This is a genomic window from Streptomyces sp. NPDC031064 (assembly GCF_055570965.1).
In genome coordinates this window covers 268,722-295,002 of the sequence record NZ_JBVIGF010000002.1, presented here as the reverse complement: position 1 = coordinate 295,002, position 26,281 = coordinate 268,722, and the positions used below count along the sequence as shown (strand labels likewise).

Annotated in this window: 22 protein-coding genes; 5 read left to right on the top strand and 17 right to left on the bottom strand. The window is 72.9% G+C overall.

All coding sequences use genetic code 11. The annotated features are described in order from the left end of the window. Positions 1–76: 76 nt before the first annotated feature. From ACZ46W_RS08085 to ACZ46W_RS08070, 4 genes are all read right to left on the bottom strand, one after another. Positions 77–1,165, bottom strand: a complete 1,089-nt coding sequence (locus ACZ46W_RS08085; protein ID WP_468333204.1) for a YlbL family protein — start codon at positions 1,163–1,165, stop codon at positions 77–79. A 72-nt stretch (positions 1,166–1,237) separates the two neighbouring features. After that, positions 1,238–1,408, bottom strand: a complete 171-nt coding sequence (locus ACZ46W_RS08080) for a hypothetical protein (protein ID WP_468333201.1) — start codon at positions 1,406–1,408, stop codon at positions 1,238–1,240. Positions 1,409–1,606: 198 nt separating this feature from the next. Next, positions 1,607–2,068 carry a molybdenum cofactor biosynthesis protein MoaE gene (locus ACZ46W_RS08075; RefSeq protein WP_468333198.1) on the bottom strand — a complete coding sequence of 154 codons (462 nt, stop codon included), beginning with the start codon at positions 2,066–2,068 and terminating at the stop codon, positions 1,607–1,609. Between the two features lie 111 nt (positions 2,069–2,179). Then, positions 2,180–3,289, bottom strand: a complete 1,110-nt coding sequence (locus ACZ46W_RS08070) for an SDR family oxidoreductase (RefSeq protein WP_366127554.1) — start codon at positions 3,287–3,289, stop codon at positions 2,180–2,182. Positions 3,290–3,479: 190 nt separating this feature from the next. Between ACZ46W_RS08070 and ACZ46W_RS08065 the strand changes: the two genes are divergently transcribed. Both ACZ46W_RS08065 and ACZ46W_RS08060 read left to right on the top strand, forming a co-directional pair. Further along, complete coding sequence (locus ACZ46W_RS08065; RefSeq protein ID WP_468333194.1) at positions 3,480–4,892, top strand: zinc-dependent metalloprotease; 1,413 nt, start codon at positions 3,480–3,482, stop codon at positions 4,890–4,892. Then, positions 4,889–5,419, top strand: coding sequence for an NUDIX hydrolase (locus ACZ46W_RS08060; protein ID WP_468333191.1), 531 nt, complete (start codon positions 4,889–4,891; stop codon positions 5,417–5,419). Before ACZ46W_RS08065 ends, ACZ46W_RS08060 begins: the two co-directional genes overlap by 4 nt. Positions 5,420–5,473: 54 nt before the next feature. On the opposite strand, the gene ACZ46W_RS08055 is transcribed toward ACZ46W_RS08060, so the two are convergent. From ACZ46W_RS08055 to ACZ46W_RS08040, 4 genes are all read right to left on the bottom strand, one after another. Continuing rightward, positions 5,474–6,229, bottom strand: coding sequence for an AIM24 family protein (locus ACZ46W_RS08055; protein WP_468333188.1), 756 nt, complete (start codon positions 6,227–6,229; stop codon positions 5,474–5,476). A gap of 19 nt (positions 6,230–6,248) precedes the next feature. Then, positions 6,249–6,929, bottom strand: coding sequence for an AIM24 family protein (locus ACZ46W_RS08050; protein ID WP_366127558.1), 681 nt, complete (start codon positions 6,927–6,929; stop codon positions 6,249–6,251). Between the two features lie 13 nt (positions 6,930–6,942). Next, the gene (locus ACZ46W_RS08045) at positions 6,943–8,694 is read right to left on the bottom strand and encodes a TerD family protein (RefSeq protein ID WP_468333184.1); all 1,752 of its coding nucleotides are present in this window, start codon (positions 8,692–8,694) and stop codon (positions 6,943–6,945) included. 108 nt (positions 8,695–8,802) lie between these two features. Continuing rightward, positions 8,803–9,378: a M48 metallopeptidase family protein gene (locus ACZ46W_RS08040; RefSeq protein WP_468333181.1), complete on the bottom strand. Its 576-nt coding sequence runs from the start codon at positions 9,376–9,378 to the stop codon at positions 8,803–8,805. Between the two features lie 204 nt (positions 9,379–9,582). Here ACZ46W_RS08040 and ACZ46W_RS08035 point away from each other — a divergent pair, with 204 nt between their 5' ends. Both ACZ46W_RS08035 and ACZ46W_RS08030 read left to right on the top strand, forming a co-directional pair. Then, the gene (locus tag ACZ46W_RS08035) at positions 9,583–10,728 is read left to right on the top strand and encodes a ThiF family adenylyltransferase (RefSeq protein ID WP_468333178.1); all 1,146 of its coding nucleotides are present in this window, start codon (positions 9,583–9,585) and stop codon (positions 10,726–10,728) included. Positions 10,729–10,792: 64 nt separating this feature from the next. After that, positions 10,793–12,169, top strand: a complete 1,377-nt coding sequence (locus ACZ46W_RS08030; protein WP_468333175.1) for an ABC1 kinase family protein — start codon at positions 10,793–10,795, stop codon at positions 12,167–12,169. A gap of 27 nt (positions 12,170–12,196) precedes the next feature. Here ACZ46W_RS08030 and ACZ46W_RS08025 read toward each other — a convergent pair whose 3' ends face one another. The 5 genes from ACZ46W_RS08025 to ACZ46W_RS08005 form a co-directional block, all read right to left on the bottom strand. Continuing rightward, positions 12,197–12,394 carry a hypothetical protein gene (locus ACZ46W_RS08025; RefSeq protein WP_073754159.1) on the bottom strand — a complete coding sequence of 66 codons (198 nt, stop codon included), beginning with the start codon at positions 12,392–12,394 and terminating at the stop codon, positions 12,197–12,199. 110 nt (positions 12,395–12,504) lie between these two features. Then, a complete protein-coding gene (locus ACZ46W_RS08020; protein WP_468333171.1) occupies positions 12,505–12,831 on the bottom strand; it encodes a hypothetical protein in 327 nt (108 codons plus the stop codon). Next, on the bottom strand, positions 12,828–13,196 hold the full coding sequence (locus ACZ46W_RS08015; RefSeq protein ID WP_073754157.1) for a WhiB family transcriptional regulator: 369 nt from the start codon (positions 13,194–13,196) through the stop codon (positions 12,828–12,830). Before ACZ46W_RS08015 ends, ACZ46W_RS08020 begins: the two co-directional genes overlap by 4 nt. 170 nt (positions 13,197–13,366) lie before the next feature. Beyond that, positions 13,367–13,705 carry a hypothetical protein gene (locus tag ACZ46W_RS08010; protein WP_468333167.1) on the bottom strand — a complete coding sequence of 113 codons (339 nt, stop codon included), beginning with the start codon at positions 13,703–13,705 and terminating at the stop codon, positions 13,367–13,369. A 169-nt stretch (positions 13,706–13,874) separates the two neighbouring features. Then, complete coding sequence (locus ACZ46W_RS08005; RefSeq protein WP_468333164.1) at positions 13,875–16,091, bottom strand: ATP-dependent DNA helicase UvrD2; 2,217 nt, start codon at positions 16,089–16,091, stop codon at positions 13,875–13,877. A gap of 189 nt (positions 16,092–16,280) precedes the next feature. On the opposite strand from ACZ46W_RS08005, the gene ACZ46W_RS08000 reads away from it, so the two are divergent. Continuing rightward, entirely contained in the window at positions 16,281–16,523 is a 243-nt protein-coding gene (locus ACZ46W_RS08000) for a mycoredoxin (protein WP_156692484.1), read from the top strand. A 15-nt stretch (positions 16,524–16,538) separates the two neighbouring features. On the opposite strand, the gene nudC is transcribed toward ACZ46W_RS08000, so the two are convergent. The 4 genes from nudC to ACZ46W_RS07980 form a co-directional block, all read right to left on the bottom strand. Continuing rightward, positions 16,539–17,486: an NAD(+) diphosphatase gene (gene nudC, locus ACZ46W_RS07995; protein WP_468333160.1), complete on the bottom strand. Its 948-nt coding sequence runs from the start codon at positions 17,484–17,486 to the stop codon at positions 16,539–16,541. Between the two features lie 76 nt (positions 17,487–17,562). Further along, positions 17,563–19,014: a dipeptidase gene (locus ACZ46W_RS07990; protein ID WP_468333157.1), complete on the bottom strand. Its 1,452-nt coding sequence runs from the start codon at positions 19,012–19,014 to the stop codon at positions 17,563–17,565. 10 nt (positions 19,015–19,024) lie between these two features. Beyond that, positions 19,025–22,459, bottom strand: a complete 3,435-nt coding sequence (locus tag ACZ46W_RS07985) for an ATP-dependent helicase (RefSeq protein WP_468333154.1) — start codon at positions 22,457–22,459, stop codon at positions 19,025–19,027. A gap of 47 nt (positions 22,460–22,506) precedes the next feature. Next, the gene (locus ACZ46W_RS07980) at positions 22,507–26,169 is read right to left on the bottom strand and encodes an ATP-dependent helicase (protein ID WP_468334697.1); all 3,663 of its coding nucleotides are present in this window, start codon (positions 26,167–26,169) and stop codon (positions 22,507–22,509) included. Positions 26,170–26,281: the final 112 nt, after the last annotated feature.

The window sequence follows — 26,281 nt, the reverse complement described above, 5'->3', positions numbered from 1 at the left end:
ACCCGGCGGCCGGGGCCGGGGGATGGCTCCGCGCCGGGGGAACCCGGCGGGGCCGGGGCCGGGGGGCGGTCCCGCGTCAGCTCGCCGAGCAGCTCGGCAGGCCGGTGGTGGCGCCCTCGCGGACCTTCTCCAGGGACTGGACCGCGTCCTTGATCGTGTTCACCTTGATCAGGGTGAGCCCGTCAGGTGTGTCGGACGCCGCCGCCGCGCAGTTGTCGGCGGGCGTCAGGAAGTACCTGGCGCCCGCGTTCCGCGCGCCGACCAGCTTCATCTCGATGCCGCCGATGGGCCCGACCTTGCCGGTGTCGTCGATCGTGCCGGTGCCCGCGACGAACTTGCCGCCCGTGAGGTCGCCCGGGGTCAGTTTGTCGACGATTCCGAGGGAGAACATCAGGCCGGCGCTCGGGCCGCCCACATCGGCGAGCTTGATGTCGACGCTGAACGGGAACGTGTGGTCGGTCCCGGCCTGGATGCCGACGATCGCCCGGTCGCCCTCGTCAGACGTCTTGGTGGTGACGGTGACCCGCTCGGTCGTGGTGGGTTCCCGGCCCGCCTTCTCCGCGGCCGCCGCCTCCTTCGCCGGGACGATGGTGAAGACCACGTCCTCCTTCGGCTTGTGCTTGGTGACGAGCTTCGCCACGTCCTGCGGCTCCTTGACCGGCGTACCGTCCACGGCCTTGATCACGTCGCCCGCGTGCAGCGTGCCCTCGGCGGGGCTGTCCTTCTGCACGGAGGAGACGACCACGCGGGAAGCGACCGGGATGCCCAACTGTCCGAGGGCGGCGACCTTGGCGCTCTCCTGGGACTGGCTGAACTCCTCGGCGTTCTCCTGGGTCGACTCCTCCTCGGTCTTGCCGTTCGGGTAGAGCGTCTCGTGCGGCACCACGACGCTGTCGTGGGCGATCCACCCGAACACCGCCTCGACCAGGTTCATCCTGTAGTCCGCACCGGTGACCCTGACGGTCGTCATATTGAGATGCCCGGTCGTGGGGTAGGTCTTGTGGCCGGAGATCTGGAGCACCGGCTCGCCGTCGGCCTCGCCCAGCGTGTTGACCGTCGGTCCCGGGCTCATCTCCGCGTAGGGCACCCGGAAGAACACGCCTGCGCAGAGCAGCGCGATGAGGACGAGGGTGGAGGCGAGCATCGTCGCAGTGCGGCGGGGCATGGAACGACAGTACGGGACGCGTGTGTCTGTGCACCCCCGGGGCCGGTCCGTACGGGGGCACCGGGGAGGCGGTCAGGCCGTGCCGCTGCCCGAGTGCGACTTCTCCATCACCTCACGGAAGCGCGCATAGCCCGCCAGCTCGGCCACGTCACCGGTGGTCCGGTCCCGTGCGGCCCAGCTTCCCCATATCGCAGCGCCGATGGCAGCGAACAGCGGAATCAGCAACCAGGCGAGAACTGCCATCGCGACCTCCCGTCCCCATGAGCAACGCACCGAATGATCAGCAGATTAACCATCCGCCGGTTCAACGCTCACGCCAGGGGTCGGGTTACGCAAATCGGACGCTTGGCCACCGTCCGGATCCGGTCAGGGGGCCACCGCGCAGCAGGCGCCACCCTCGGCCGGACTTCGTCGGGGGGACCCCGAACAGGTGCCGGAGGCTCAGCAGGCCCCGACCCACTCCTCGGTACCGTCCGAGAACCGCTGGTGCTTCCAGATCGGCACCTCGTGCTTGAGGTCGTCGATCAGCTTGCGGCACGCGTCGAAGGCCTCCGCGCGGTGCGGGCACGACACGGCGACGACGACGGCCAGGTCGCCGACCGTCAGGTCGCCCACCCGGTGAACGGCCGCGAGGGCACGCACGGGGTAGTCCGCGACGACCTTCTCCGCGACGCGGCGCAGCTCCGCCTCGGCGCTGGGGTGGCTGGAGTACCCGAGGGCGTCGACGTCGGCGCCAGCGTCGTGGTTGCGCACGGTGCCCACGAAGAGGGCGGTACCACCGGCCGCGTCGTCGCCGACGGCCTGGAAGACCTCGTCGAGGGAGAGCGGGGTGTCACGGATCGCCAGCAGCCGGATCGGGTCCGCCGCCGCGCGCTCGCCGGGGTGGTCGTACGTGGGTGCCATGCAGCCATCGTGCCGCACGGGACTGACATCGCGGAATAGCGTTTTCGACCTGCCCGGCCACGCGCGCGTTGGAGCCTCCTACAGGGCCCGCGCCCCTCGTCGCGGGGCGGGCTACAGACCGCGGCGCTTGCGGGCCCGGCGTACCAGGGCGGCCGTGCCCAGCAGGGCGACCGTGGCGCCCGCCGCTCCGGCGGCCGTGGCGTCCTTGCGGCCCAGGCGGCGGCCGGCGACCGTGTGGCGGCCCTCGACCTCCTCCAGGAGCGCGGCGAGGACCTCCTCGTTCGTCCACTGCGGCCGCCAGCCCGCGTCGTGCAGCCGACCGACGCTGACCACCCATGGGTGCATCGTGTACGCGAGGTCACCCGCCGGTGACGGGGTGAGCCCGATCCGGTGCAGCCGGGCCGCCGCCCCGAGGGCCACCGCGGAGGGCAGCTCCATGCGCCGGATACCGCTCAGCTCCTCGACCTCCTCCTGCTCCAGCCAGCCGTCGCAGCCGACCGCGAACTCGCCCTCCACCTTCTCCAGCGCCGCGTACTCCAGCGCGCTGACCAGGTCCTCGACGTGACAGAACTGCCAGGCCGGCCGCGACCCGGCGACCACCAGCAGCCGGGGCGACTCGAAGTACCGGGTCAGCGCCGTGTCGGTGCCGCCCACCAGGACGGCGGGGCGCACGACGGTGACGTTCAGGCCGGGGTGGGCGCGGGGCGCCCGGCGCGCAAGGCGCTCGATCTCCAGCAGGTCGCCCACGCCGGTGGCCTCGGCGGTCGCCCGCAGCTCGGCGTCCTCGGAGAGCGGGATGTCGTTGTCGGGCAGCGCGCCGTAGACCATGGCTGACGTGCACAGCACGACCCGGTGGACGCCCGCGGCGGCCGCGGCGGTCAGCACGGTCTGCGTGCCGCGCACGTTGTATGCCGTACGGGCGGCCGCGTCGGTCTCCAGGTCGAGGTCGAGCGCCAGGTGCACCACGACGTCGGCGCCGCGCAGCTTCTCGGCGATGGCCGGGTCCCGCACGTCGAGGATGTGCCACTGCGCCTCGGAGACCTCGCCGCGGCGCTCGTCGATGGCGATGACCTGCTTGACCTCCCCGGACGCGGCGAGGCGCCGGGTGAGCAGGTCTCCGACGCCGGACGCGGCGCCGGTGACCGCGACGACGGGGCCGCGGCCGGCGGACTGGGTTGAGTGGTTTCGCGCTGCGCGAACCTGCGGATCTGGGGAACTCACCGGGCGTCTCCAGCGGTTGTCTTCAGTACGTACGTGTATGACGCGTACGTACCAGGTGGCGTCCATCCTGCCGCAGGCCATGAGCCGGTGGAGCACCGAGCCCACATCCGGCTCGGATGTCTACGCTGGTGGTGTTGTCGGGCAGCCGCCGCCGGCAGGAAGCCGGCGGCCCTACGAGCCGAGGAACCCCGTGAGTGACACCCCATTCGGATTCGGCCTTCCGCCGGAGGAGCCGGAGGACGGCGACGAAGGCAAGAAGAAGGGACCCGCCGAAGGTGGCAAGGGTGCCGGTGGGAACCCCTTCGGGTTCGGCGGCATGCCGGGCGGCGGGGACAACCCGTTCGCCGCGATGTTCGGCTCCCTGAACCCCACGGACCTGGGCGCGGCCTTCCAGCAGCTCGGACAGATGCTGAGCTATGAGGGCGGTCCGGTCAACTGGGACATGGCCAAGCAGATCGCCCGCCAGACGGTTTCGCAGGGCACGCCCGACGGCACCAAGGACGCCAGTGTGGGCCCGGGTGAGCGCGCGGCGGTCGAGGAGGCCGTGCGCCTCGCCGACCTGTGGCTGGACGGCGTGACGTCCCTGCCGTCGGGGGCGAGCACCGCCGTCGCCTGGAGCCGCGCCGAGTGGGTCGAGGCGACGCTGCCGGCCTGGCAGCAGCTCGTGGACCCGGTCGCCGAGCGGGTCGGCGCGGCCATGGGCGATGTCCTGCCCGAGGAGATGCAGGCCATGGCGGGCCCGCTGATCGGCATGATGCGCTCCATGGGCGGCGCCATGTTCGGCCAGCAGATCGGCCAGGCCGTGGGCGTCCTGGCCGGCGAGGTGGTCGGCTCGACCGATGTGGGGCTGCCGCTGGGCCCGGCCGGCAAGGCCGCGCTGCTGCCGCTGAACGTGGCGGCGTTCGGCAAGGACCTGAGCGTGCCGCAGGACGAGGTCCGGCTGTACCTGGCGCTGCGCGAGGCCGCCCACCAGCGGCTCTTCGCCCACGTGCCGTGGCTGCGCTCGCACCTGTTCGGCGCGGTCGAGGGGTACGCGCGCGGGATCAAGGTGGACACCGGCAAGCTGGAGGACGCGGTCGGCGGGCTCGACCCGTCCAACCCGGAACAGTTGCAGGAGGCCCTTCAGCAGGGCATGTTCCAGCCGGAGGACACCCCGGAGCAGAAGGCCGCGCTGGCCCGTCTGGAGACGGCGCTGGCCCTGGTCGAGGGCTGGGTGGACGCGGTGGTGCACGAGGCCGCCAAGTCGCGTCTGACGTCCGCCGACGCGCTGCGTGAGACGCTGCGCCGCCGTCGCGCCTCGGGCGGCCCCGCCGAGCAGACGTTCGCCACGCTGATCGGTCTGGAGCTGCGGCCCCGGCGGCTGCGGGACGCCTCGCGGCTGTGGGCCTCGCTCACGGACGCGCGCGGTGTCGACGGCCGCGACGGCCTGTGGGAGCACCCGGACATGCTGCCGACGGCGTCCGACCTGGACGACCCGGACGGCTTCGTCCACCGCGAGCACCTGGACTTCTCGGAGCTCGACAAGATGCTCGGCGAAGCGGCCGGGCGGGACGAGCGCGCCAAGGACGACGGCGACCAGGGTGAGGACGACTCCGACAAGTGAGCCTGCACGATGACGCCGTCCTCGTACTGAAGGCCTACGAAGGGTCCGGGGACCAGGCGGAGCTGCGCCAGGCCTATCTGGACCACCTGGCGGCCCACCCGGACGGGATGTGGAAGGCGTGCGAGGCCGGGCACGTGACGGCCAGCGCGCTGGTGGTGGCGCCGGAGCGCGGCCGGGTCCTGCTGACCCTGCACAAGAAGCTGGGCATGTGGTTGCAGATGGGCGGCCACTGCGAGCCCGGGGACGGGACGGTCGCCGGGGCGGCGCTGCGGGAGGCCACGGAGGAGTCCGGGATTCCCGGGCTGACGCTGCTGCCCGGCGGCCCGGCGCGGCTGGACCGGCATCCGATCCCGGCGCCCTGCCACTGGCACCTGGACGTGCAGTACGTGGCGGTCGCGCCGCCGGACGCGGTGGAGGCGATCAGCGACGAGTCGCTGGACCTGCGCTGGTTCGGCTACGAGGAGGTGGCGGGGGTGGCCGACACCTCGGTCGTACGGCTGGTGGAGGCGGCCCGGGCGGCGCTGTGAGAAGTGCGTGTAAGGGGCGGACGCCATGGGCGCCGCCCCTTACATACGCGGTGCTCAGTTCCAGGCGTTGCTCTGGTTCTGGGCGTGCGCGCCCTGCTGGCCCACGCCGAACTGCGCGCCGAGGCCCTGCCCGATCTGGGCGTTCTGCGGCGGCATGACCTCACTGGGCTGGACGAGGACGAAGCCCTGGCCCAGGAAGCTCAGTTCCCAGCCCTCGCCGGTGTTGCCGCGCCTGCGGCGCACGTTGGACGAGTGGGTCTGCGCCTGCATCTGTACGCGCAGCGCCGACGACCAGGCGACGATCGCGTCGGCGTCGACGTTGACGTACTTGTCCGGTGTGACGTGCATCATCAGCGGCTGGCCGGAGGTCATCAGGGCGACCTTGCCGCGGCCGGAGATGTTGAGCTGGTACTTCCCGGAGCCGGAGATGCCGTACTGGCTGTCCACGGCGATCACTTCGGTGTGCAGCGTGGAGTCCAGCGCCAGCACATAGGCGCTGTCCACGGTCATGCCCTCCTGGTCGACGTCCACGACGTGGATGTACTGGGCCAGGTTGGCGAAGTAGACGGTGCCCTGTCCGGAGCAGCGCATCAGGTCCAGGCCCTCACCGGTGTTGGCGCGGGCGCGGCGCTGGCTGTTGTTCTGGTACTCGCCGTCGAAGTCGATCAGCCCCTGGTACGCGACCATGGCGCCCTTGCGGGCGAGGACGTCGTCGTGCCCGGTGAGGGCGACGCGCAGGAGCTGCGGGTTCTGGACGACGTACCGCTCCTGGCTCTGCTGCTCGGTGTGGCTGAAAAGCGGGCTCTGCATGGTGTGTTCTCGCTCCCCCTCAGCCCCGGATCCGCAGGCGGTCGGTGCTGTCCTCGCTCGGCTGTACGACGACGATGCCCTGGCCGGAGAAGGCCATCTGGTACGCCTCTCCGCTGCCCCGCCCGATCAGGGAGGAGGCCTTGAAGCTGCGCTTGCCCTTGACCTTGAGGGAGGGCGTCCAGGCGACGAGCGCGTCGGGGTCGACGTACGTCTCGTCCTCGCCGCGGCCGCAGTCGACGACGATCGGGGTGCCGCGCGAGGTGAGGGCCACCCAGCCGGTGCCGGCGAACTGGACGTTCCACAGGCCCTGTCCGGCGAACTTGGCCATGCCCTTGACCCTTTCGGCACCCCACTGGAGGTGCGCGTCGAAGGCCAGCACATTGGTGCCGTTGACGGACAGGGCGTCGTTGTTGAGGTTGATGACGACGACGTCGGCGCCGTAGTCGGCGAGGTAGAGCAGCCCGTCACCGGAGCACTTCATGATGGGCGCGCCCTCGCCGGTCACCCACTGGGAGGCGATCTGGCGGACGGCGGGCGGGTTCGGCTCGTACTGGACGAAGCCCTCGTAGGCGACGACCGAGCCGGTGCGTGCGTACAGGTCCTGGCCCGAGGCCATGGCGACCTTGAGCATGGCGCGGCCGTGGTTCTCCATACGGGCCGCGACGGGGGTCGGGGCGTAGCCCGCCAGTTGCTGGTTCATTGTTCGGGCTCCCTCAGACCTCGTAGGGCTGGACGACGATGAAGTTGCCGGGGGCGCCCCGGAACTGGAGGTTGACGGTCTCTCCGCTGTGCCCCGGGTAGGCGTTCCGGCGCAGCCTGACCTGGCTGGAAAGGATCACCTGGGAGGCGGACGACCAGGCGACGACGGCGTTGCAGTCGGCGAAGGTGGTCGGCGTGACGGGCAGGACGACCGGGACGCCGTGCGTCTTGACGACGACCGTGCCGGTGCCGGTGAACTGCATGGTGAACAGCGCGCCGCCCGGGATGCCGTGGCCCTCGATGCGGCGGACCTCGTACTGGAGCGACTCGTCGAAGGCGAGGACGTTCTCGGCTGAGACACAGATCCCGTCGCCCTGGAGCTCGATGGGGTGCAGATGGGCCCCGTTCTCGGCGAGGAACACCTGGCCGCGGCCGGTGCAGCGCATGAGCTGCATCTCCTGGCCCGTGGCGTTGCCGACGATACGGCCGGAGAAACCGGCGCCCTTGTAACCGAACTCGACCTTGCCCTGATACATGACCATGCTGCCCTGACGGGCGAGCACCGGCGTGCCGCCCATGGCCAGGTCGACCCGCATGAGCTGCTGGTTCTGCGGCGTCCAGCGCTGCCCGGTGGCGGTCTCGCGGTACTTCTGAAGCGCGGCCTCCAGCCCGGCACCGGCCTGGGGCACGCCCTGGGGCACCCCCTGCGGGGCCCCGGGCGGCATCCCGCCGGGGGGCATGCCGACGGGCGGCTGCTGACCGTAGGGCTGGGCGTACTGCTGCTGGCCGTAGGGGGCCTGCTGGCCATAGGGGGCCTGCTGCTGGGGCGGCTGGCCGTACGGGGCCTGGACGCCGGGCGGTGGCGTCTGGCCCGGGACCTGTCCGTACTGCGGCTGCTGGGGCGGCTGCGGCTGCTGGGGCGGCTGGCCGTACGGGGACGGCGGGGCCGGTGGGACAGGCGCGGCCGGTGCCACCGGCGCGGCCAGCGTCGGCGCGGCGTGCACGGGCTGCGGGGCCGGAGGCTGCGGAGCCGGTGCGGGCGTCGGCGCGGGTGCGGGTGCCTGTGCGGGCGTGGGTGCCGGGGCGGGTGCCGCGGGGGCGCCGAACGACGGGGCGGGCTGCGGTGGCTGCGCCGCGACCGGGGCGGCCGGTGCGGCAGGCGCGGCCGGGGCGGCGAACGGCGGTGGGGCGAAGGACGGCGCCGCGGCCTGCGGCTGCGGCGGGGCGGCCGGCTCCTCCTCGGCGACCTCGCCGCCGAAGTTCTTGAGCAGCGCCTCCAGACCGCCGTCGAAGCCCTGCCCCACGGCGGCGAACCGCCACACGTCCTTGAGGTAGAAGTCCCCCAGCATCACCGCGCGCTCGGTGCTGAACTCCGAGCCGTCGAACGCGTACCGGGCGACCTCCTCGCCGCCGGCGACGATCCGGATGTACCCGGGGCCCACCTGGGACATCTGTCCGGCACCGTCGATCGTCGCGGTGAAGGACAGCTTGTGGATGTGCGGCGGGACGCGGTCGAGCGTGACGCGGAAGGACTCCGTGTCACCGGCCTGCGCGCCCAGGAGCTGGATGGACTCCTCGGGTGACTTCGGCTGGTTGAAGAAGACGAAATACCGGTCGTCCGAGAGCTGCTCATTGGCGTCCAGGCCGAAGCAACTGATGTCGAAGGTCAGGCCTGGAGCGGCGATCTGCACTCCCACGTACAGATCGGTTCCGGGCGTGAGATCGCTGATCTTGGCCTTGTGGCCCCGTTGGAATTCCCTGGCCATGCGTAACGACCGTCCCCCATCCCGATTTTTGACTGCGTCGCGCCAGGCTAACGGCTGGCGACGACATTGAGCCAAGTCGGGACTGTTTCGGTACAGGATCGGCGAATGTCACTCTCCGCGAGCGGCCGGCAGGTGCGGCAACCGGCCCGCCGCGACGACTCCTTCGAGGTAGCCACGAGCCCGCTCGGTGCGGGGGTACGCCTCCAGCAGCCGCCAGAAGCGCGGCCCGTGACCGGGCACCAGCAGATGGGCCAGCTCGTGGACGAGTACGTAGTCCACGACGTACTCCGGCATGCCCTGCAAGCGGTGCGACAGGCGGATGCTGCCCTCCACCGGGGTGCAGGAGCCCCATCGGGTGTTCTGGTTGGTCACCCACCGCACGGACGTGGGCCGGGCCTTGCCGTCGAAATACTGGGTGGACAGGCGCTCCGCCCGCTCCGCCAGTTCGGTGTCGCCGAGGATGCGCTTGCTCTCCTGGGCGGCGAGCTTGTCCAGCATCACGTTCACCCAGCGCCGCTCCTCCGCCTCGGACATCCGAGCGGGGATGAGCACGACGGTGCGGTCGCCCTCGCGGTAGGCGGAGACGGTTCTGTTGCGCCGGGAGCTCCTGCGGACCTCGACCGCACTCGTCCCCGGGCCACGGGACGGGTCGCTTGTCGGACGGCGCTGTGGGTCGGCGGGCACGCCCCGACGTTACCCGCTGTCAGCGGGGGAAGTCCCGCCTCCGGAACCGTTGGCGTGTGATCCATCCACAGCCTGCACCATTTGAACGACTAATGCACCCGGCCTGTGGACAACTTTCCGCGACCGCTCCCGGCGCCGGGCATTCTGACGCCGGGAGATCGACACGGAGATCGACACGGGGATCGGAACACGGGGGCGGCGGATATGCATCCAATGGTGAAGCCCGCGCTGCGGCGCGCCTGGCGAAATCTACAGTTCGTGCAGTTCGGAGCGGCTCCCGCGCACGCGGTCGTGGTCGGTCCGGTGGACACGACGACGGGCAGTCTGCTCGCGCTGTTCGACGGGACACGGGAGCTGGGGCTGCTGCGTGAGGAGGCGCGGGCGCTGGGGCTGCCGGACGGGCGGCTGGAGGCGCTGCTGGACCGGCTGGCGGAGGCGGGGCTGCTGGACGACGCGACGGCCGGCGCCCCGGCGACCGATGCGTTGCGCAAGGAGGACGGCGCACTCGACCGGCTGCGCGCCGACCTGGCGTCGCTCTCCGTGGTCCACCGCGAACCCGGCGGGGCGGCCCGGCGATTGGCGGCGCGGCGGGGGATGCGGGTGCAGGTGAGGGGCGCGGGGCGGGTGGGCGCGGGCATCGCGGCGCTGCTGTCCGCCTCGGGCGTGGGCCGGGTGGAGGTGCTGGACGGTGAGCGGGTGGAGCCGTGGGACGTGACGCCGGGCGGGCTGCCGGCGGAGGCGGTCGGTGAGCGGCGCGACACGGCGGCCCGGCGGTTGGTGGGGCGGTCGGCACCGGGCGGTCGGGTGCCACGGGCGGTGCGGCCGGGGAGGGAGGCGGGGTCGGAGCCGGGGCTGTCGCTGGTGGTGGTCGCTCCACGGGACGGCCTGGCGGCGTACGCCCCGGATCCGGTGCCGGCCGACGACTGGGTGGCCACGGGTACCCCTCATCTGTACGCGGGCGTGATCGAGGCGACGGGGGTGGTGGGCCCGCTGGTGCTGCCCGGGGGCACGGCGTGCGCGGGGTGCGTGGAGCTGGAGCGGTCCGACCGTGATCCCGCGTGGCCGCGGATGCTGGCGCAGTGGCGTTCGGGGCGGCAGAGCAGGGTGCCCGCGTGCGATGCGGGCCTGGCGGCCGCGGTGGCGGGCCTCGCGGCGGCCCATGCGCTGTCCTTCCTGGACGGGGAGCTGCCCGCCAGCACGGGTGCCCGGTGGGAGGCTTCGCTGCCGTTGCTGGAGTGGCGCTCGGAGCGGATCTCACCCCATGCCGGGTGCCCCTGCGGGGCCGCCGGGCGCGCTGCGGGGGTGCGCGCCTCGGCGGCCACGGGCGGGCAGGACACAATGGCTGGGTAACCGCGGTCGACGGAGCGACGCCGATGGCGAACACGGCACGGCAGGCTGGGATTTGGAGGGGCGCATGTCTGATCTTCCCCGGAAGGCGGTAACCCGTACCGCCAAGTTGGCCGCGTTGCCCCTGGGCTTCGCCGGCCGGGCCACATGGGGGCTGGGCAAGCGGATCGGGGGCAAGTCCGCGGAGATCGTGGCGCGGGAGCTGCAGCAGCGCACGGCGGAGCAGTTGTTCCGTGTGCTGGGCGAGCTCAAGGGCGGTGCGATGAAGTTCGGGCAGGCGCTGTCCGTCTTCGAGTCGGCCCTTCCGGAGGAGGTGGCGGGCCCCTACCGGGCGGCGCTGACCAAGCTCCAGGAGGCGGCTCCGCCGATGCCGACCCGTACGGTCCACTCGGTCCTGGAGGAGCGGCTGGGTGATGAATGGCGGGAGCTGTTCCTGGAGTTCGAGGACAAGCCGTCGGCGGCGGCGTCGATCGGCCAGGTGCACCGGGCCGTGTGGCACGACGGGCGTGAGGTCGCGGTGAAGGTGCAGTACCCGGGGGCGGGTGAGGCGCTGTTGTCGGACCTGGCGCAGTTGGGCCGGTTCGCCCGGCTGCTGGGGCCGCTCATCCCCGGCATGGACATCAAGCCGTTGATCGCCGAGCTGCGGGACCGGGTGTCGGAGGAGCTGGACTACGCCCTGGAGGCGCAGGCGCAGCGGGAGCACGCCGAGGAGTTCGCGGACGATCCGGATGTGGTGGTGCCGGGCGTGGTGCACCAGTCCGACCAGGTGCTGGTGACCGAGTGGATCGACGGGATACCCCTGGCCGAGGTCATCGCGGACGGCACGCCGGAGCAGCGTGACCGGGCGGGGCAGTTGCTGGCGCGGTTCCTCTTCTCGGGGCCGGCCCGGACGGGGCTGCTGCACGCGGACCCGCACCCCGGGAACTTCCGGCTGCTGCCGGCCGGTGACGACGGGGAGGACGTGGCGGACTGGCGGCTCGGTGTGCTGGACTTCGGCACCGTGGACCGGCTGCCGGGCGGGCTGCCGGAGACCATCGGGACGTGTCTGCGGATGACCCTGGAGGGCGATGCCGAGGCGGTGTACGAGCTGCTCCGTGAGGAGGGGTTCGTCAAGGAGACCATCGACCTCGACCCGGACGCGGTGCTGGAGTACCTGCTGCCGATCATCGAGCCGGCTGAGGCGGACGAGTTCACCTTCACCCGTGGCTGGATACGCAGCCAGGCCGCCCGGATCGCCGATATCCGTTCTCCCGCCCACCAGTTGGGCAAGCAACTCAACCTGCCGCCCTCGTACCTGCTGATCCACCGGGTGACGTTGAGCACGATCGGGGTGCTGTGCCAGCTCAACGCGACGGTGCGGCTGCGGGAGGAACTCGAGTGGTGGCTGCCGGGCTTCCTGCCCGAAGGCGACGCGGACCCGGCCCCGGCGGAGGCTCACGTCTGACCGCCGCGGGGGTCTGACCGCCGGGGATCACCACCAGGCGGAGTCGAGTCTGCTCTCGATGGCTCTGAGGTGGGCCCGGGCACAGTCGTCGCAGAAGTAGAGGCGGCTGCCGTTCTCCACGGAGCAGGTCCAGGTCACCGGGAGGCTGTCGGCGGTCGCGCCGCAGCGGGAGCACACCACGCTCTGCGCTCCCGGCTGCGCGGGGGGAGAAGTCCGCTCGTTCACTACGAGACGATAACTCCGCCGGGCGGCTTGGGGCGGGCGCAACGCACCGCGGGGACCGGTCGTGACGGACCGGTCCCCGCGAGTGGAAATGAATCAGTGCCGGACGGGCACTAGTGCATGACGGCCATGGCCAGCGCACGGCGGGCGCGCAGGGACACGCGCTCGGCGCGCCGCTGCATACGCCGGGCGGCGACCAGGCGCATGGCCTGGCGTTCCGCGTCGGCTTCCCGCATGCGCTCGTGCATATGGGCACGGGCCAGGGCTTCTTGGATGAGTTGCATCTCACGGTTCCTGTTCTGACGCGAGGCGTTCGCGCCGATGGTGCTGACGGCTGGGGTCGCGGAGCCGGACGGCTCGCTGGCGGAAGAGGTCATCGGGGCCTGCTTCTGGGGATCGTGCGTGAGGGGGCGGTCGATGGTTCCGGCTCGGACGTTCATGCCGTGACCGGGTTCTTGCGCGGGCGGCCACGGGGCCGCTTGCGGGCGACGACCACGCCCTGGACGAAGAGCTCACCGCCCCAGACGCCCCACGGCTCGCGCCGCTCCTTGGCGCCCGCGAGGCAGGCCTCCATGAGCGGGCAGGTGCGGCAGAGCGACTTGGCGTACTCGACGTCGGCCGGCGACTCGGCGAAGAAGACCTCCGGGTCGTACGAACGGCACGGAACGGGTACGCCGAGGTTCTCGATGGCGTCGTCGAGCGCGGTGAGCGCGGTGAGGGGGGTCAAGGTGGGGTCCTCCGTGAGGCCGGGCGGGGGGATCGTTTCGGAAGGCGGTACGGACGGGGCGTGCGCTTCGAGTTGCACGGTTTCGTTTTCCTCGTCTGGTCGGTCCGGCCTGTTGGCCGGTGGGCTGGTACCGGGTTCTGCGTCGTCCCGAGGCCCCTTCGCTCCGTTCCGCCCGTTCGGGCAAAACAGAAGGGCCGCGGATCCCGGGTGGGGTTCCGCGGCCCTGAAGGCGCCGGCCTGATCCTGGATCAGGCTGGATCACTCCAGGGTTCGAGCCCACGGAAGGCCCACTTCGTGTGGTGCTGCTGCGTCTGCGTCTTGGTTTCGGCACCGGTCGCCGCAATGGCATAGGCCTGGGCCTCGCCTGCTGCTACTCCTGCTTCCAGTGCCTTGGTCGGTCGCTCATTGAGCTGCCGGACGGGAAGAGCCGCCAGGAGCATGGCGGGACGCACGGCCGCGAAGCCGGGCATACCGGTGCCGAACGCCGAGCCGGAGAGGCCGAGCGAGCAGGTGGAGACGACCGAGCGATCGGTCATTTTGGCGGTGGTGCTGACAAAGCTGGCGGAGCTGGTGGTGATGCTGATCACTGGAATCGCCTCCTCTCGGCGTCTCGGGGGGATCGGTCGGAACCGGTCCCGCGGATATTCGGATAAGTACAGCACGAAGACGGGGCTTCGGAGAAGCCGCCGTTTCCGTGGTTAAGAACCTATGGGGCTTGACGGGGCGGGCGCAAACTATTTTTTCGACGAGTTCCGATCAATCCTCCCCGTCCCCCTCCCCAGGGTCCTGACCTGCACAAATGGCCAGGACATCGACACCGAAGCGGTCGAGCTTCCGTACACCCACGCCGGAGATCCGAGCCAGCTCGCCGTCCGTGGCCGGCACGGCCTCGGCGATCGCCATCAGCGTCTTGTCGGTGAAGACGCAGTACGGGGGCTGCCCGAGTCGCCTCGCCTGGTCGGAGCGCCACTCGCGCAGCCGCTCGTACAGGGCCTCGTCCATGTCGGAGGGGCAGTCCTCGCAGCGCATCAGTTTCACGTCGCCCGCGTCGGTGAGCGTCGCCCCGCACACCCGGCACCGCACAGGTCCGCGCCGCCCGCGCCGGGCGCCGCCCGCCGCCGCGCCGCCGCCCCGCTCGACGCCCCCGCCGCCGCCCGCGGTGCGGGCACCCGGCGCGGTGGAGCCGGGGCGCAGCCCGGCCAGGAATCGGGTGGGCCGGCGCGAGGCGCGGCCGCCCGGGGAGCGGGCGAGCGCCCAGGACAGCGAGAGGTGGAGCCGGGCACGGGTGACACCCACGTACAGCAGGCGGCGCTCCTCCTCGACCTGCTCGTCGGTCTTGGCGTAGGTGATCGGCATCATGCCCTCGGTGAGACCCACCAGGAACACCGCGTCCCACTCCAGGCCCTTCGCCGAGTGCAGCGAGGCGAGGGTGACGCCCTGGACCGTCGGGGCGTGCTGGGCGGCGGCCCGCTCGTCGAGCTCCGCGACCAGGTCGCCCAGGGTGGCCCCGGGCCGCGCGCGGGCGAAGTCCTCAGCGAGCCGGACCAGTGCGGCCAGCGACTCCCAGCGGTCCCGGACCGCGCCGGAACCGGCCGGCGGCTCGGTCGTCCAGCCCTTGGTGGACAGCACGGCCCGCACCTGCGAGGGCAGGTCCTCGGCGTCGTCCAGCAGGGAGTCGTTGCCCCCGGCGCGGGCCGCGCCGCGCAGGGCGATGCCCGCTTCCCGTACCTCGGCGCGCTCGAAGAAGCGCTCGGCGCCGCGCAACTGGTAGGGCACGCCCGCGTCGGCGAGTGCCTGCTCGTAGACCTCCGACTGGGCGTTGATCCGGTACAGCACGGCGATCTCGCCGGCCGGGACGCCCGCCGCGATCAGGTCGCGGATGCGGCGGGCGGTGCCCTCGGCCTCGGCGGGTTCGTCGGCGTACTCGGTGTAGACCGGCTCGGGGCCGGGGTCCCGCTGGGAGATCAGCTCCAGGCGGTGCTCGGCGGCGCGGCCGCGGGCCTGGGCGAGCAGTCCGTTGGCCAGGTGGACGACCTGGGGCGTCGAGCGGTAGTCGCGGACCAGTTTGACCACGGTGGCGTTCGGGTGCCGGGTGCGGAAGTTCAGCAGGTGGTCGGGGGTGGCCCCGGTGAAGGAGTAGATCGTCTGGCTGGCGTCGCCCACGACGCACAGGCTGTCGCGGTCGCCGAGCCACAGGTCGAGGAGGCGCTGCTGGAGCGGCGAGACGTCCTGGTACTCGTCCACCACGAAGTGCTGGTACTGGCGGCGGATCTGGTCGGCGATGTCGTGGCGGTCCTGGAGGATGCCGACGGTCAGCAGCAGGACGTCCTCGAAATCGATGGTTCCGCGGTCCCGCTTGAGCTGCTCGTACATGGAATAGATCTGGCCAATTTCGGCGGGGTCGCGCGGGGCCTCACGGCTGGCCTTGGCGACCGCGGCCGGGTAGTCGGCGGGGACGGTCTGGGTGACCTTGGCCCACTCGATCTCGCCCGTGACGTCACGCAGCTCATTGCGGTCGAGCCGGACGCGGCAGCGGGCGGCCGCCTCGGCGACGAGCTGCACCTTGCGCTCCACCAGCCGGGGCAGTTCACCACCGACGGCTTTCGGCCAGAAGTACTGGAGCTGGCGGAGGGCTGCCGAGTGGAACGTACGCGCCTGGACACCGCCCGCGCCGAGCTGCCGCAGCCGGCCGCGCATCTCACCGGCGGCGCGGTTGGTGAAGGTGACGGCCAGCACACTGCTGGGCTGGAGTATGCCCGCGCGGACGCCGTACGCGATGCGGTGGGTGATCGCGCGCGTCTTGCCCGTGCCGGCGCCCGCCAGCACGCACACCGGACCGTGCAGGGCGGTCGCCACCTCACGCTGCTCCGGGTCCAGCCCGTCGAGCACCGCGTCGGCGTCCGGGGGCGCGGCCAGGAACTGGCTCGGGCCCGGGGCCTGCGGGAAGAGAGTGGAGTGCGTTGCTGCTGTCACCCTGCCATGCTGCCAGGTCGCCCGAGACGGACGGGACGGTTGTCCACAGGGCCGGACCCGTAGTCGTACTAATGGAGCCGACCGCGCGGAGTCGTACCCACCCGGGAATGGCGGCGGGGCCGCGTACGTTCTGCCTCCTGGTGCCACCGAGGCACTCACCCCCCGAAGCAACCCCGAGGAGCGCAGACGATGCAGGGCAGCCTGACGATGTACAGCACGACGTGGTGCGGCTACTGCCGGCGGCTGAAGAGCCAGATGGACCGTGAGGGCATCGCGTACACCGAGATCAACATCGAGCAGGACCCGGAGTCGGCCGCGTTCGTGGAGAAGGCCAACGGGGGCAACCAGACCGTCCCGACCGTGCTCTTCGCGGACGGGACGACCCTGACGAACCCCTCGCTGGCCCAGGTGAAGCAGAAGATCGGCGCCTGAGGCGGGCGCTGCGCGCTAGGCGACGTTCCCGGGCTTCGGCAGCGGCTTGCCGTACCAGAGCTCGATCAGCCGGGCCGCGATCGAGATTCCGTACGGGGGAAGGACCTCGCCGGACTCGAACGCGGCCCGCAGCTCTTCCCGGGAGAACCAGCGGGCCTCCTCGATCTCGTCGCCGTCCACGTTGATCTCCGAGGACGTGGCCCGCGCCATGAAGCCCAGCATCAGGCTCGACGGGAACGGCCACGGCTGGCTGGCGACGTACTCCACCTCGCCGACCGTCACCCCGGCCTCCTCGAAGACCTCCCTGGCCACCGACTGCTCGATCGACTCGCCCGGCTCCACGAACCCGGCCAGCGTCGAGAAGCGCCCCTCCGGCCAGTGGACCTGCCGGCCCAGCAGCGCGCGGTCCTTCTCGTCCGTCACCAGCATGATCACCGCCGGGTCGGTACGCGGGTAGTGCTCCGCCCCGCAGGCCGGGCAGCGGCGGATGTGGCCGGCGGCCGCGATCACCGTGCGCTCGCCGCAGCGGGAGCAGAAGCGGTGCAGCCGCTGCCAGTTCTCCAGCGCCACCGCGTGCACCATCAGCCCGGCGTCGCGCGGCGACAGCAGCAGGCCCGCCTCCCGGAGCCCGGCGGGCCGGGCGGACTGGTCCATGCGGCCCGGCAGGGAGTCCTTCTGGAGCGCGAAGTAGCTGACGCCCTCCGCGTCCGTCCCCAGGAAGTAGCGGTGGGTCTCGGTGAGCGGCGCCTCGAAGGCGGGGGTCATGACCAGCTCGGTGCGGCCGTCGGGGGTGTCGTCGATCAGGACCTGCCCGCCGGAGACCACGAACACCCGCGTCGTCGGGTGGCTCCATGCCGCGGCCAGCCACGCCTCGTCGAGACGGTGGTGGGCCGCGCGGTCGATGCCGCTCGGGGCGGTGAGACCGATCGGACGGTGCCCGGCCTCGTTACTGATGGTGCTCACTGGTGCTTCCAACTCCCCCGGTGGATGGGTTCGCCTGGGTGTCTGTTCAGTGGAGTGCGGCTTCGGCGGTGCGGCTTCAGCAGGGTGCTGGTTCGGCGGAACGGGCCTCGGCGGGTGCGGCCCGGCGGAGCGCGGTGGACAGGTCGCCCCACAGGTGGGCGGTCGCTTCCACGCCCTTGAGCAGGAGGTCCAGCTCGACCTTCTCGTTCGGCGCGTGCCAGCCGTCGGACGGTACGGAGACGCCCAGGAACAGCACCGGCGCGGCCAGTACGTCCTGGAGGTCGGCGGCCGGGCCCGAACCGCCCTCGCGGGTGAAGCGGATCTTCGCGCCGTCGAAGGCCCTGCTCATCGACCGTACGACGGACTGGAGCGCCGGGTGGTCGAGCGGCGTCAGGCAGGGGCGGGTCGGCGCACCGAAGGTGATCTTGTGGCGGATGCCGGCGGGGACGCGGGCGCCGACCCAGTCGCGTACGGCCGCCTCGATGGTGTGCGGGTCCTGGCCCGCGACCAGGCGGAACGACAACTTGACCTCGGCCGAGGACGGGATGATCGTCTTGCCGCCGGGGCCCTGGTAGCCGCCGCCGATGCCGTTGACCTCGGCGGTCGGGCGGGCCCAGACCCGCTCCAGGGTGGAGTAGCCGGCCTCGCCGAGCGTCCCGTGGGAGCCGGCGGTGGCCAGCCAGGACGCCTCGTCGAACGGCAGCTCGGCGATCAGCTCCCGCTCGGCGTCGGTCAGCTCCGCGACCCCGTCGTAGAAGCCTGGGATCGTCACCCGCTCGTTCTCGTCGTGCAGCGCGGCCACCAGGCGGGCGGCGACGGTGGCCGGGTTCGGCACGGCGCCGCCGAAGGAGCCGGAGTGGATGTCCTGGTCGGGCCCGTACAGCTCGATCTCGCAGTCGGCCACGCCCCGCATGCCGGTGCACACCGTGGGCGTCGTCTCCGACCACATGCCCGTGTCCGAGACGACCACCGCGTCGGCGGCGAGACGGGCACGGTGCCGCTCGACGAGGGCACGGAAATTCGGGGAGCCGGATTCCTCTTCACCCTCGACGAGGAGCTTGAGGTTGACGGCGGGGGCGGTGCGGCCGGTCAGCGCCAGGTGTGCGCGCACGCCCAGGGTGTGGAAGAAGACCTGTCCCTTGTCGTCGGCGGCACCGCGCGCGTGGAGCCGGTTTCCGCGGATCACCGGCTCGAAGGGGTCGGTGTCCCAGCCGTCCTCGCGGGCGGCGGGCTGGACGTCGTGGTGGCCGTAGACCAGGACCGTCGGCGCGCCCTCCTCGCCGGAGGGCCACTCGGCGAAGACGGCCGGGGCTCCGTCGGTCTCCCACACCTCGGCGACCGGGAAGCCGGTCTCCTTGAGCTTCGCCGCGAGCCACTCGGCACTGCGCCGCACGTCCGGGGCGTGGGCGGGCTGCGCCGACACGGACGGGATGCGCAGCCACTCGGTCAGGTCGTCGAGGAAGGCCGCGCGGTGCTGCGCTATGTACGTACGTACGGTCTGGACGGCGCTGTCCGGGGTGTCGCTCATGCCCTTGAGCCTATCCGGCGTCGGCGGTCGTCCCGTCCGCCGTCCCAAGGAGCAGGATGCGCTCGATCCCCTCACGTCCGGGGAGGTCGTCCGGGCGTACGACCTCACCCGTGCGTACGTAGACGAAGGCGGCCGTGACCGCGTCGAGCGGCAGCCCGTGCTGTTCGGCCCAGGCCAGCCGGTAGACCGCGAGCTGGAGGGGGTCGGCGGTGTGCGAGCGGTTGGTCTTCCAGTCGACGATCTCGTACGTACCGCTCTCGCGGTCGTGGTAGACGGCGTCGATGCGGCCACGGATCACCCGCCCGGCGAGTGCGAGCTGGAAGGGCGCCTCGACCCGGTACGGGGTGCGGTGGGCGTACGCGGTCCTCTCGAACGCCTCCTTCAGCGCGGCCAGGTCCCGCTCGTCGGCGATCTCCGGCTCGTCGCCGTACGCCTCCCCGCCCGGCAGCTCGTCCGGGCCCAGCATCGGCAGCGGCAGCTCCTCGAACCGGGCCTCCACCCACGCGTGGAACCGCGTCCCGCGCCGCGCGGCGGGCTGCGGCGGGCGCGGCATCGGGCGGGCCAGCTCCTGCGCGAAGCCGTCGGGGTCGGCGGCCAGCCGCAGCAGTTGCGAGGCGGACAGGGAGGGCGGGAGGAGCACGTCACGGGTGGTGGCGCGGGCGCGGAGCAGCTCGCCGGTGAGGGCGTCGAGGTCCCGGTCCCAGGAGGCGATGGCGCGGGCCTCCTCGGGGGTGAGGCGCTGAGCCGGGGCCCCGTCGCCGCGCCCGGGTACGTCCTGTCCGCGCCGGGGGGCGGGCACGGCCCCTCCGGGCTGCTCGGTCGCCCAGTCGTCCCACCCCGCGAGGTCATCGGCCGGGTACGGCTCGTCGGGGTCCTGCTCGTAGGGGTCTTGGTGGTGGGGCTCCGGGTGGTCCGGCTCCAGGAGGGGCGGGACGTCCCGGTGGGCCGGCTCCGGGTGGGAGGCCAGGTACTCCATGACCTTGTCGGCGGCCGCGCGGCGGTGGGCCAGGGAGGCGGGGTCCAGGGGGAGCGGCCAGGCGTGGTCGGCCGTGGACTCCCGGAGCATGGGGTTCTCGGCGTCGTCGGCCGGTTCGTCCGCCCAGGCCTCGATCTCGCCGTGGCCGGCCGCGCAGTGGTCGTACAGCGCGTGCAGGAACGGGGAGGGACCCCGAAGGCGCTTCTGGGAGGGCCCCCACCAGTGGGCCGAGCCGAGCAGGAGGCTGCGGGGGCGGGTGAAGGTCACGTACCCGAGGCGCAGCTCCTCGGTGTGCTGGTGGTCCTTCATGGCGTCCTTGAAGGACTTCAGGGACCTGGCGTCCCAGTCCTCGATCGCCGGGAGGGTCGGGGCGTCACCGCGCAGCACGTGCGGCAGGACCTGGGGCTGGGCGGTCCAGGACTCACGCGACCTGGTGCTGGGGAACTGCGCGGTCACCAGGCCCGGGACGGCGACGACGTCCCACTCCAGGCCCTTGGACTTGTGGGCGGTGAGGACCTTGACGGTGTTCTCGCCGCCCGGCAGGGCGTTGTCCAGGCCCTTCTCGTACTGCGCGGCCGTGCGCAGGAAGCCCAGGAAGGCGAGGAGCGTCGCCTCGCCGTCCAGGGAGGCGAAACCGGCCGCGATGTCGAGGAAGTTGGAGAGCGTCTCGCGGCGGCGGGCGGCGAGGGCGTGCGGCGAGGCGGACAGCTCGACCTCCAGGCCCGTGGTGGCCAGGATGCGGTGCAGGACGTCCATCAGGGGGTCGGCCAGGGACCGCCGCAGGTCGCGCAGCTCGGTGGCGAGGCGGGCGAACCGTACCCGCGCCTCGGCGGAGAACGGCAGGCCGTCGTCCTCACCGGCCGGCTCCAGGAAGGTGTCCAGGGCGTCGGCGAGCGAGATGACCTCGGAGGGGTCGACGCCCTCGACCGCCGCCGCCAGCCGCTCGTCGGGGTCCGTGTCGCCGTCGTCCCGGGAGCGGTGGACGAGGAGCCGCGCGCGGCGCCCCAGCAGCGCGAGGTCACGGGCGCCGATCCGCCAGCGCGGACCGGTGAGCAGCCGTACGAGGGAGGCGTTGGCGCCCGGGTCCTGGAGGACCTCGCACACCGCGACCAGGTCGGCGACCTCCGGGATGTGCAGCAGCCCGGACAGGCCCACCACCTCGACCGGGATGTCCCGCGCGACCAGGGCGGCCTGGATCTCGGGGAAGTCGGTCGCGGTACGGCACAGGACCGCGATGTCGCCGGGCTCCTTGCCCGTGCGCACGAGGTGGGCGATGGAGTCGGCCAGCCAGGCGATCTCCTCCGCCTGAGTCGGCAGCAGGGCGATCCGGACGGTGCCGTCGCGCTCCGCGCCGGGCGCCGGGCGCAGCGCCTCCACGCCCGCGTGCATGGCCCGCAACGGCTCGGCGAGGCCGTTGGCGAGGTCCAGGAGGCGGCCGCCGCTGCGGCGGTTCTCGCTGAGCGAGAAGCGGGTGGCGGGGGTGCCGTCCCCGTACGGGAAGTGCTCGGGGAAGTCGTCCAGGTTCGCGACGGACGCACCGCGCCAGCCGTAGATCGCCTGGCAGGGGTCGCCCACCGCCGTGACCGGGTGGCCGGTGCCCCCGCCGAAGAGGCCGGACAGCAGGAGCCGCTGCGCGACGGAGGTGTCCTGGTACTCGTCCAGGAGCACGACCCGGAATTCGTCGCGCAGGATCTCGCCCACCTCGGGGCGGGTGAGGGCCAGTTCGGCGGAGAGGGCGATCTGGTCGCCGAAGTCCAGCAGGTCCCGCTCCCGCTTGGCCGCGCGGTAGCGGATGACGAGGTCGGTGAGCTCGCGCCGGGCTGCGGCCGCCTCGGGGACCTTGCGGAGGTCGGCGTTGGTGAGGCGGGCGTCGGCGAGGGCGGCGAGGAGCTCGGCGTCGTGGCGGAGGAGGTCAGTGGGGCGTACGAGGTGCTCGGCGAGCTCCGCGTCGAGGGCGAGCAGGTCGCTGACGAGGGTGGGGAAGGACTTGGTCAGGGCGGGGTACGGGCCGGGCGCCTCGCGCAGCACGCGCGCGGCGAGCTGGTAGCGGGTGGCGTCGGCGAGGAGGCGGGCGGTGGGCTCCAGGCCGATGCGCAGGCCGTGGTCGGTCAGGAGCTGCCCGGCGAAGGCGTGGTAGGTGGAGATGCGCGGCTCGCCGGGCGGATTGTCCGGGTCGATGACGTCGGGGTCGGTCACCCCGGCCCGGACGAGCGCCGTGCGGACCCGCTCGGCGAGCTCGCCGGCCGCCTTGTTGGTGAACGTCAGGCCCAGGACCTGCTCGGGCGCGACCTGCCCGGTGCCGACCAGCCAGACCACCCGGGCGGCCATCACCGTCGTCTTGCCGGAACCGGCTCCGGCCACGATGACCTGCGGGGCGGGCGGCGCGGTGATGCAGGCCGTCTGCTCCGGGGTGAACGGGATGCCGAGGAGCTCCTTGAGCTGCTCGGGGTCGGTGAGGCGAGTGGTCACGGTCAATGAGGCTAACCGGCCCCACTGACAGGCCTCACTCGCAGTGATCACTCCACGATGTGGCGGCCCTCGGGGCGGGCGCTGCACGCGGCCTGGAAGGCACAGTGGTCGCAGTGCTTGCCGGTGGACGGGGTGAAGCGTTCGTCCAGGACCCGGCCGGCCGCGGTGGCGAGCAGGTCGCCGACCCACTCCCCGCTAAGCGGCTCCTGGGCCTGCACCTTGGGCAGCGCCTCGCCGCCCTCCTTCTTGGGCGCGGCCTGGCGGAGCTGGACGAGTTCGGCGCCTCCGGGCTCGGGGCGGCGGCCGTCGAAGACCTCGTCGACGGCGCCCTCGCGCACGGCGAGCTGGTAGACGGCGAGCTGCGGGTGGCGGGCGACCTCGTCCTTGGTGGGGGCGGACTTGCCGGTCTTGAAGTCGACCACGTACGCGCGGCCGTGCTCGTCGGCCTCGACGCGGTCCATGGAGCCCCGGATCCGCACCTGGTACTCCCCCGCTTCGAGGGTGACGTCGAAGTCGTGCTCGGTGGCTGCGGGGGCGCGGCCGCCACGGTCCATCACGTGCCAGCGCAGGAACCTCTCCAGCGCCACGCGTGCGTGCTCCTTCTCCTGGGCCGACTTCCAGGGGGCGTCGAAGGCGAGCGCGTCCCAGACGGAGTCCAGGCGCTCCATGAGGACGGCCAGGTCGGCGGGGGTGCGGCCGGAGGCCACCTCGTCGGCGAGGACGTGGACGACGTTGCCGAAGCCCTGGGCGGCGGTCGCGGGCGCGTCCGCCTTGACCTCGCGGCCCAGGAACCATTGCAGGGCGCAGGTGTTGGCGAGCTGGTCCAGGGCGCTGCCGGAGAGCGCGACGGGGCGGTCGCGGTCGCGGAGCGGGACGGTCGAGTGGGTCGGCTCGTACAGGCCCCACCAGCGGTAGGGGTGGGCGGCGGGCACGAGGGGCTGGCCCTCGTCGTCGGTGAGCGCGGCGAGCCGGGCCAGGCGCCGGGCGGCGGCGTCCCGCAGCGCCGGGGAGGCGTCGGGGTCGACGGTGGTGGCGCGCAGTTCGGCGACGAGCGCGGCCACGGCGAGGGGGCGGCGGGGGCGGCCGGTGACGTCCTTCGGCTCGACGCCGAGCTCGGTGAGGAACCGCGAGGGCTGGTCACCGTCGTCGGCGGGCGCCTTGACGGCGGTGACGACGAGCCGGTCGCGGGCGCGGGTGGCGGCCACGTAGAACAGGCGGCGCTCCTCGGCGAGCAGCGCGCCGGGGGTGAGCGGCTCGGCGAGGCCGTCGCGCCCGATGCGGTCGGCCTCCAGGAGGGAGCCGCGGCGGCGCAGGTCGGGCCAGAGTCCCTCCTGTACGCCGGCCACGACGACCAGGCTCCATTCGAGCCCCTTGGAGCGGTGGGCGGTCATGAGCCGTACGGCGTCGGGGCGCACGGGCCGCTTGGAGAGGGTGTCGGCGGCGATGTCGTGGGCGTCGAGCTCCTCCAGGAAGTTCAGGGCGCCGCGACCGCCGGTGCGCTCCTCGGCGCGGGCGGCCGTGTCGAACAGGGCGCACACGGCGTCGAGGTCGCGGTCGGCGTTGCGGCCCGCCGCGCCGCCCCGGAGCGCGGCCCGCTGGAGTCGGGCGGGCCAGGGCGTGCCGTTCCACAGCAGCCAGAGGGCCTCCTCGGCGGTGCCGCCGTTCGCGAGCAGCTCGCGCGTGTCCCGCAGCAGCGCCCCGAGCCGCTGGGCGCCACGGGCGTAGGAGGGCTCGTGCGTGACGAGCCGCTCGGGCTCGGCGAGGGCCCGGGCGAGCAGGACGTCGGAGGGCGGCGGCACCTTGTTGCCCCCGGCCCGCTCCTCGTCCCGCAGCGCCCGCCCGAGGCGGCGCAGATCGGCGGCGTCCATGCCGCCGAGGGGCGAGGTGAGCAGGCTGATCGCCGTCTCGGTGTCGAGCCACACGCCGGTACCCGCCGGGTCACTCTCCCGCTCGGCGGGGGCGCCGTCCCGCCCCTCCAGGGAGCCGTCAGCACCGTGCGACGGCTCGGCGAAGCCGCCGGACCGGGCGTCCCCGGCCCCGGCGTCTTGGGTACCGGCACCGTCACACGGCTCGGCGGCCACCGCCCCGGCGCCCTCGGCAGCCGCCTCCCCCGCCCCCTCGGCGGCACCCGGCCCCGGCCCACCCGGCCCGCCCGGCCCGCCCCGCCCGCCCCGCCCGGCGCCCGGCCCTTCCGGAGCACCGGCCGGAGCCCCATCGCCGACCGGAGCCGTATCACCGGCCGGAGCCGTATCACCGGCCGTGGCCGTATCACCGGGCCTGGCACCATCGCCGGCCCGAGCCGCACCCTCGACCAGGGCCGCCGCACCCTCGACCGGGGCCGCCGCACCGTCGTCGAACGGCGTCGCCGCCGCACGCAACGCGGTCAGCAGCGGGGCCACCGCCGGTTCGTGGCGCAGCGGGACGTCGTTGCCGTCGACCTCGACCGGCACGCCCGCCGAGGTCAGGGCGCGGCGCAGGGTCGGGATGGTGCGGCCGCCCGCGCGGACCAGGACCGCCATGTCGTTCCAGGGCACGCCGTCCTCCAGGTGGGCGCGCCTGAGGATGTCCGCGATGTTGTCGAGCTCCGTGGAGGGGGTCGGGAAGGTGTACGCCTCGACGCGGCCGCCGTCCCGTACCGCCGCCAGGTCCCGGTGCGCCCTCGCCTTGTCGGCGGGCAGGCGTGGCAGCGGCATCCGGGTGGTCAGCAGGCGGGTGGCGGACAGCAGGGCGGCGCCCGAGCGGCGCGAGGTGGTCAGGACGGCGACCGGCGCGGGCGTGCCGTCCGCGCGGCGGAAGGTGCCGGGGAAGTCCAGGATCCCGTTGACGTCCGCGCCCCGGAAGGCGTAGATCGACTGGTCCGGGTCGCCGAACGCGTACAGCGTCCGCCCGCCGCCCGCCAGCGCCCGCAGCAGCCGGACCTGCGCCGGGTCGGTGTCCTGGTACTCGTCGACGAACACCGCGTCGTAGCCGGGCAGGGTCGCCGAACCGGCCAGCAGCACCGCCCGGTGGACCAGCTCCGCGTAGTCGAGCACGCCCTGCATGTCGAGCACGTCCAGGTACTCGGCGAGGAACTCGGCCGCCGCCGACCAGTCGCGCCGCCCGGTGCGCGCCGCGAAGTCCGCCAGGGCGCGCGGGCCCAGGCCCAGCTCGCGCGAGCGGGCGAGCACGGCCCGTACCTCGTCGGCGAAGCCGCGCGTGGTCAGGCAGGCCCGCAGTTCGTTGGGCCAGTGGATACGGGCCAGGCCCTCGCGCTCCAGGTCGAGCTGGCCGGCCAGCAGTTCGCGGACGGCCAGGTCCTGTTCGGGGCCGGAGAGCAGCCGCAGTGGTTCCGAGAAGAGATCCGCGTCCTGGTGGGCGCGGATCAGCGCGTAACAAAAGGAGTGGAACGTGGTGGCCTGGGGGGCGCGCGTCCCGCCGATCCGCGCCGCCATCCGGTCGCGCAGCTCCACGGCGGCCTTGCGGCTGAAGGTGAGGACCAGGATCCGTTCCGGGTCGGTGCCGCCGGCGATCCGGGCGGCGACCGCCTCCACCAGCGTCGTCGTCTTGCCGGTGCCCGGCCCGGCCAGAACCAGCAGCGGACCGCCGGGATGGTCAACCACAGCACGCTGCGATGCGTCCAGGAGAGGGGGGTTCACGGGGGCCGGCGGGGTACGCACCAGTCGGTACGCGCCCGGGGTCCGCCCGCGAGACGGCGTACGCCCGGTGGTAATCGAGGAGGAGCTCACGTGGATCGCCGGTCCTGGTGGGTGTGCTGGTGCTGAGGATGCTGGGTGGGTGCGGTGAGCACGCTACGCGGAACGACGCTACGCGTACTCCCCACGG

Bases quoted from the DNA above. Each gene is read 5' to 3' on its own strand.
- ACZ46W_RS08085 (WP_468333204.1), bottom strand. From the start codon at position 1,165: ATGCCCCGCCGCACTGCGACGATGCTCGCCTCCACCCTCGTCCTCATC.
- ACZ46W_RS08080 (WP_468333201.1), bottom strand. From the start codon at position 1,408: ATGGCAGTTCTCGCCTGGTTGCTGATTCCGCTGTTCGCTGCCATCGGC.
- ACZ46W_RS08075 (WP_468333198.1), bottom strand. From the start codon at position 2,068: ATGGCACCCACGTACGACCACCCCGGCGAGCGCGCGGCGGCGGACCCG.
- ACZ46W_RS08055 (WP_468333188.1), bottom strand. From the start codon at position 6,229: ATGCAGAGCCCGCTTTTCAGCCACACCGAGCAGCAGAGCCAGGAGCGG.
- ACZ46W_RS08050 (WP_366127558.1), bottom strand. From the start codon at position 6,929: ATGAACCAGCAACTGGCGGGCTACGCCCCGACCCCCGTCGCGGCCCGT.
- ACZ46W_RS08045 (WP_468333184.1), bottom strand. From the start codon at position 8,694: ATGGCCAGGGAATTCCAACGGGGCCACAAGGCCAAGATCAGCGATCTC.
- ACZ46W_RS08035 (WP_468333178.1), top strand. From the start codon at position 9,583: ATGCATCCAATGGTGAAGCCCGCGCTGCGGCGCGCCTGGCGAAATCTA.
- ACZ46W_RS08030 (WP_468333175.1), top strand. From the start codon at position 10,793: ATGTCTGATCTTCCCCGGAAGGCGGTAACCCGTACCGCCAAGTTGGCC.
- ACZ46W_RS08020 (WP_468333171.1), bottom strand. From the start codon at position 12,831: ATGAACGTCCGAGCCGGAACCATCGACCGCCCCCTCACGCACGATCCC.
- ACZ46W_RS08000 (WP_156692484.1), top strand. From the start codon at position 16,281: ATGCAGGGCAGCCTGACGATGTACAGCACGACGTGGTGCGGCTACTGC.
- ACZ46W_RS07990 (WP_468333157.1), bottom strand. From the start codon at position 19,014: ATGAGCGACACCCCGGACAGCGCCGTCCAGACCGTACGTACGTACATA.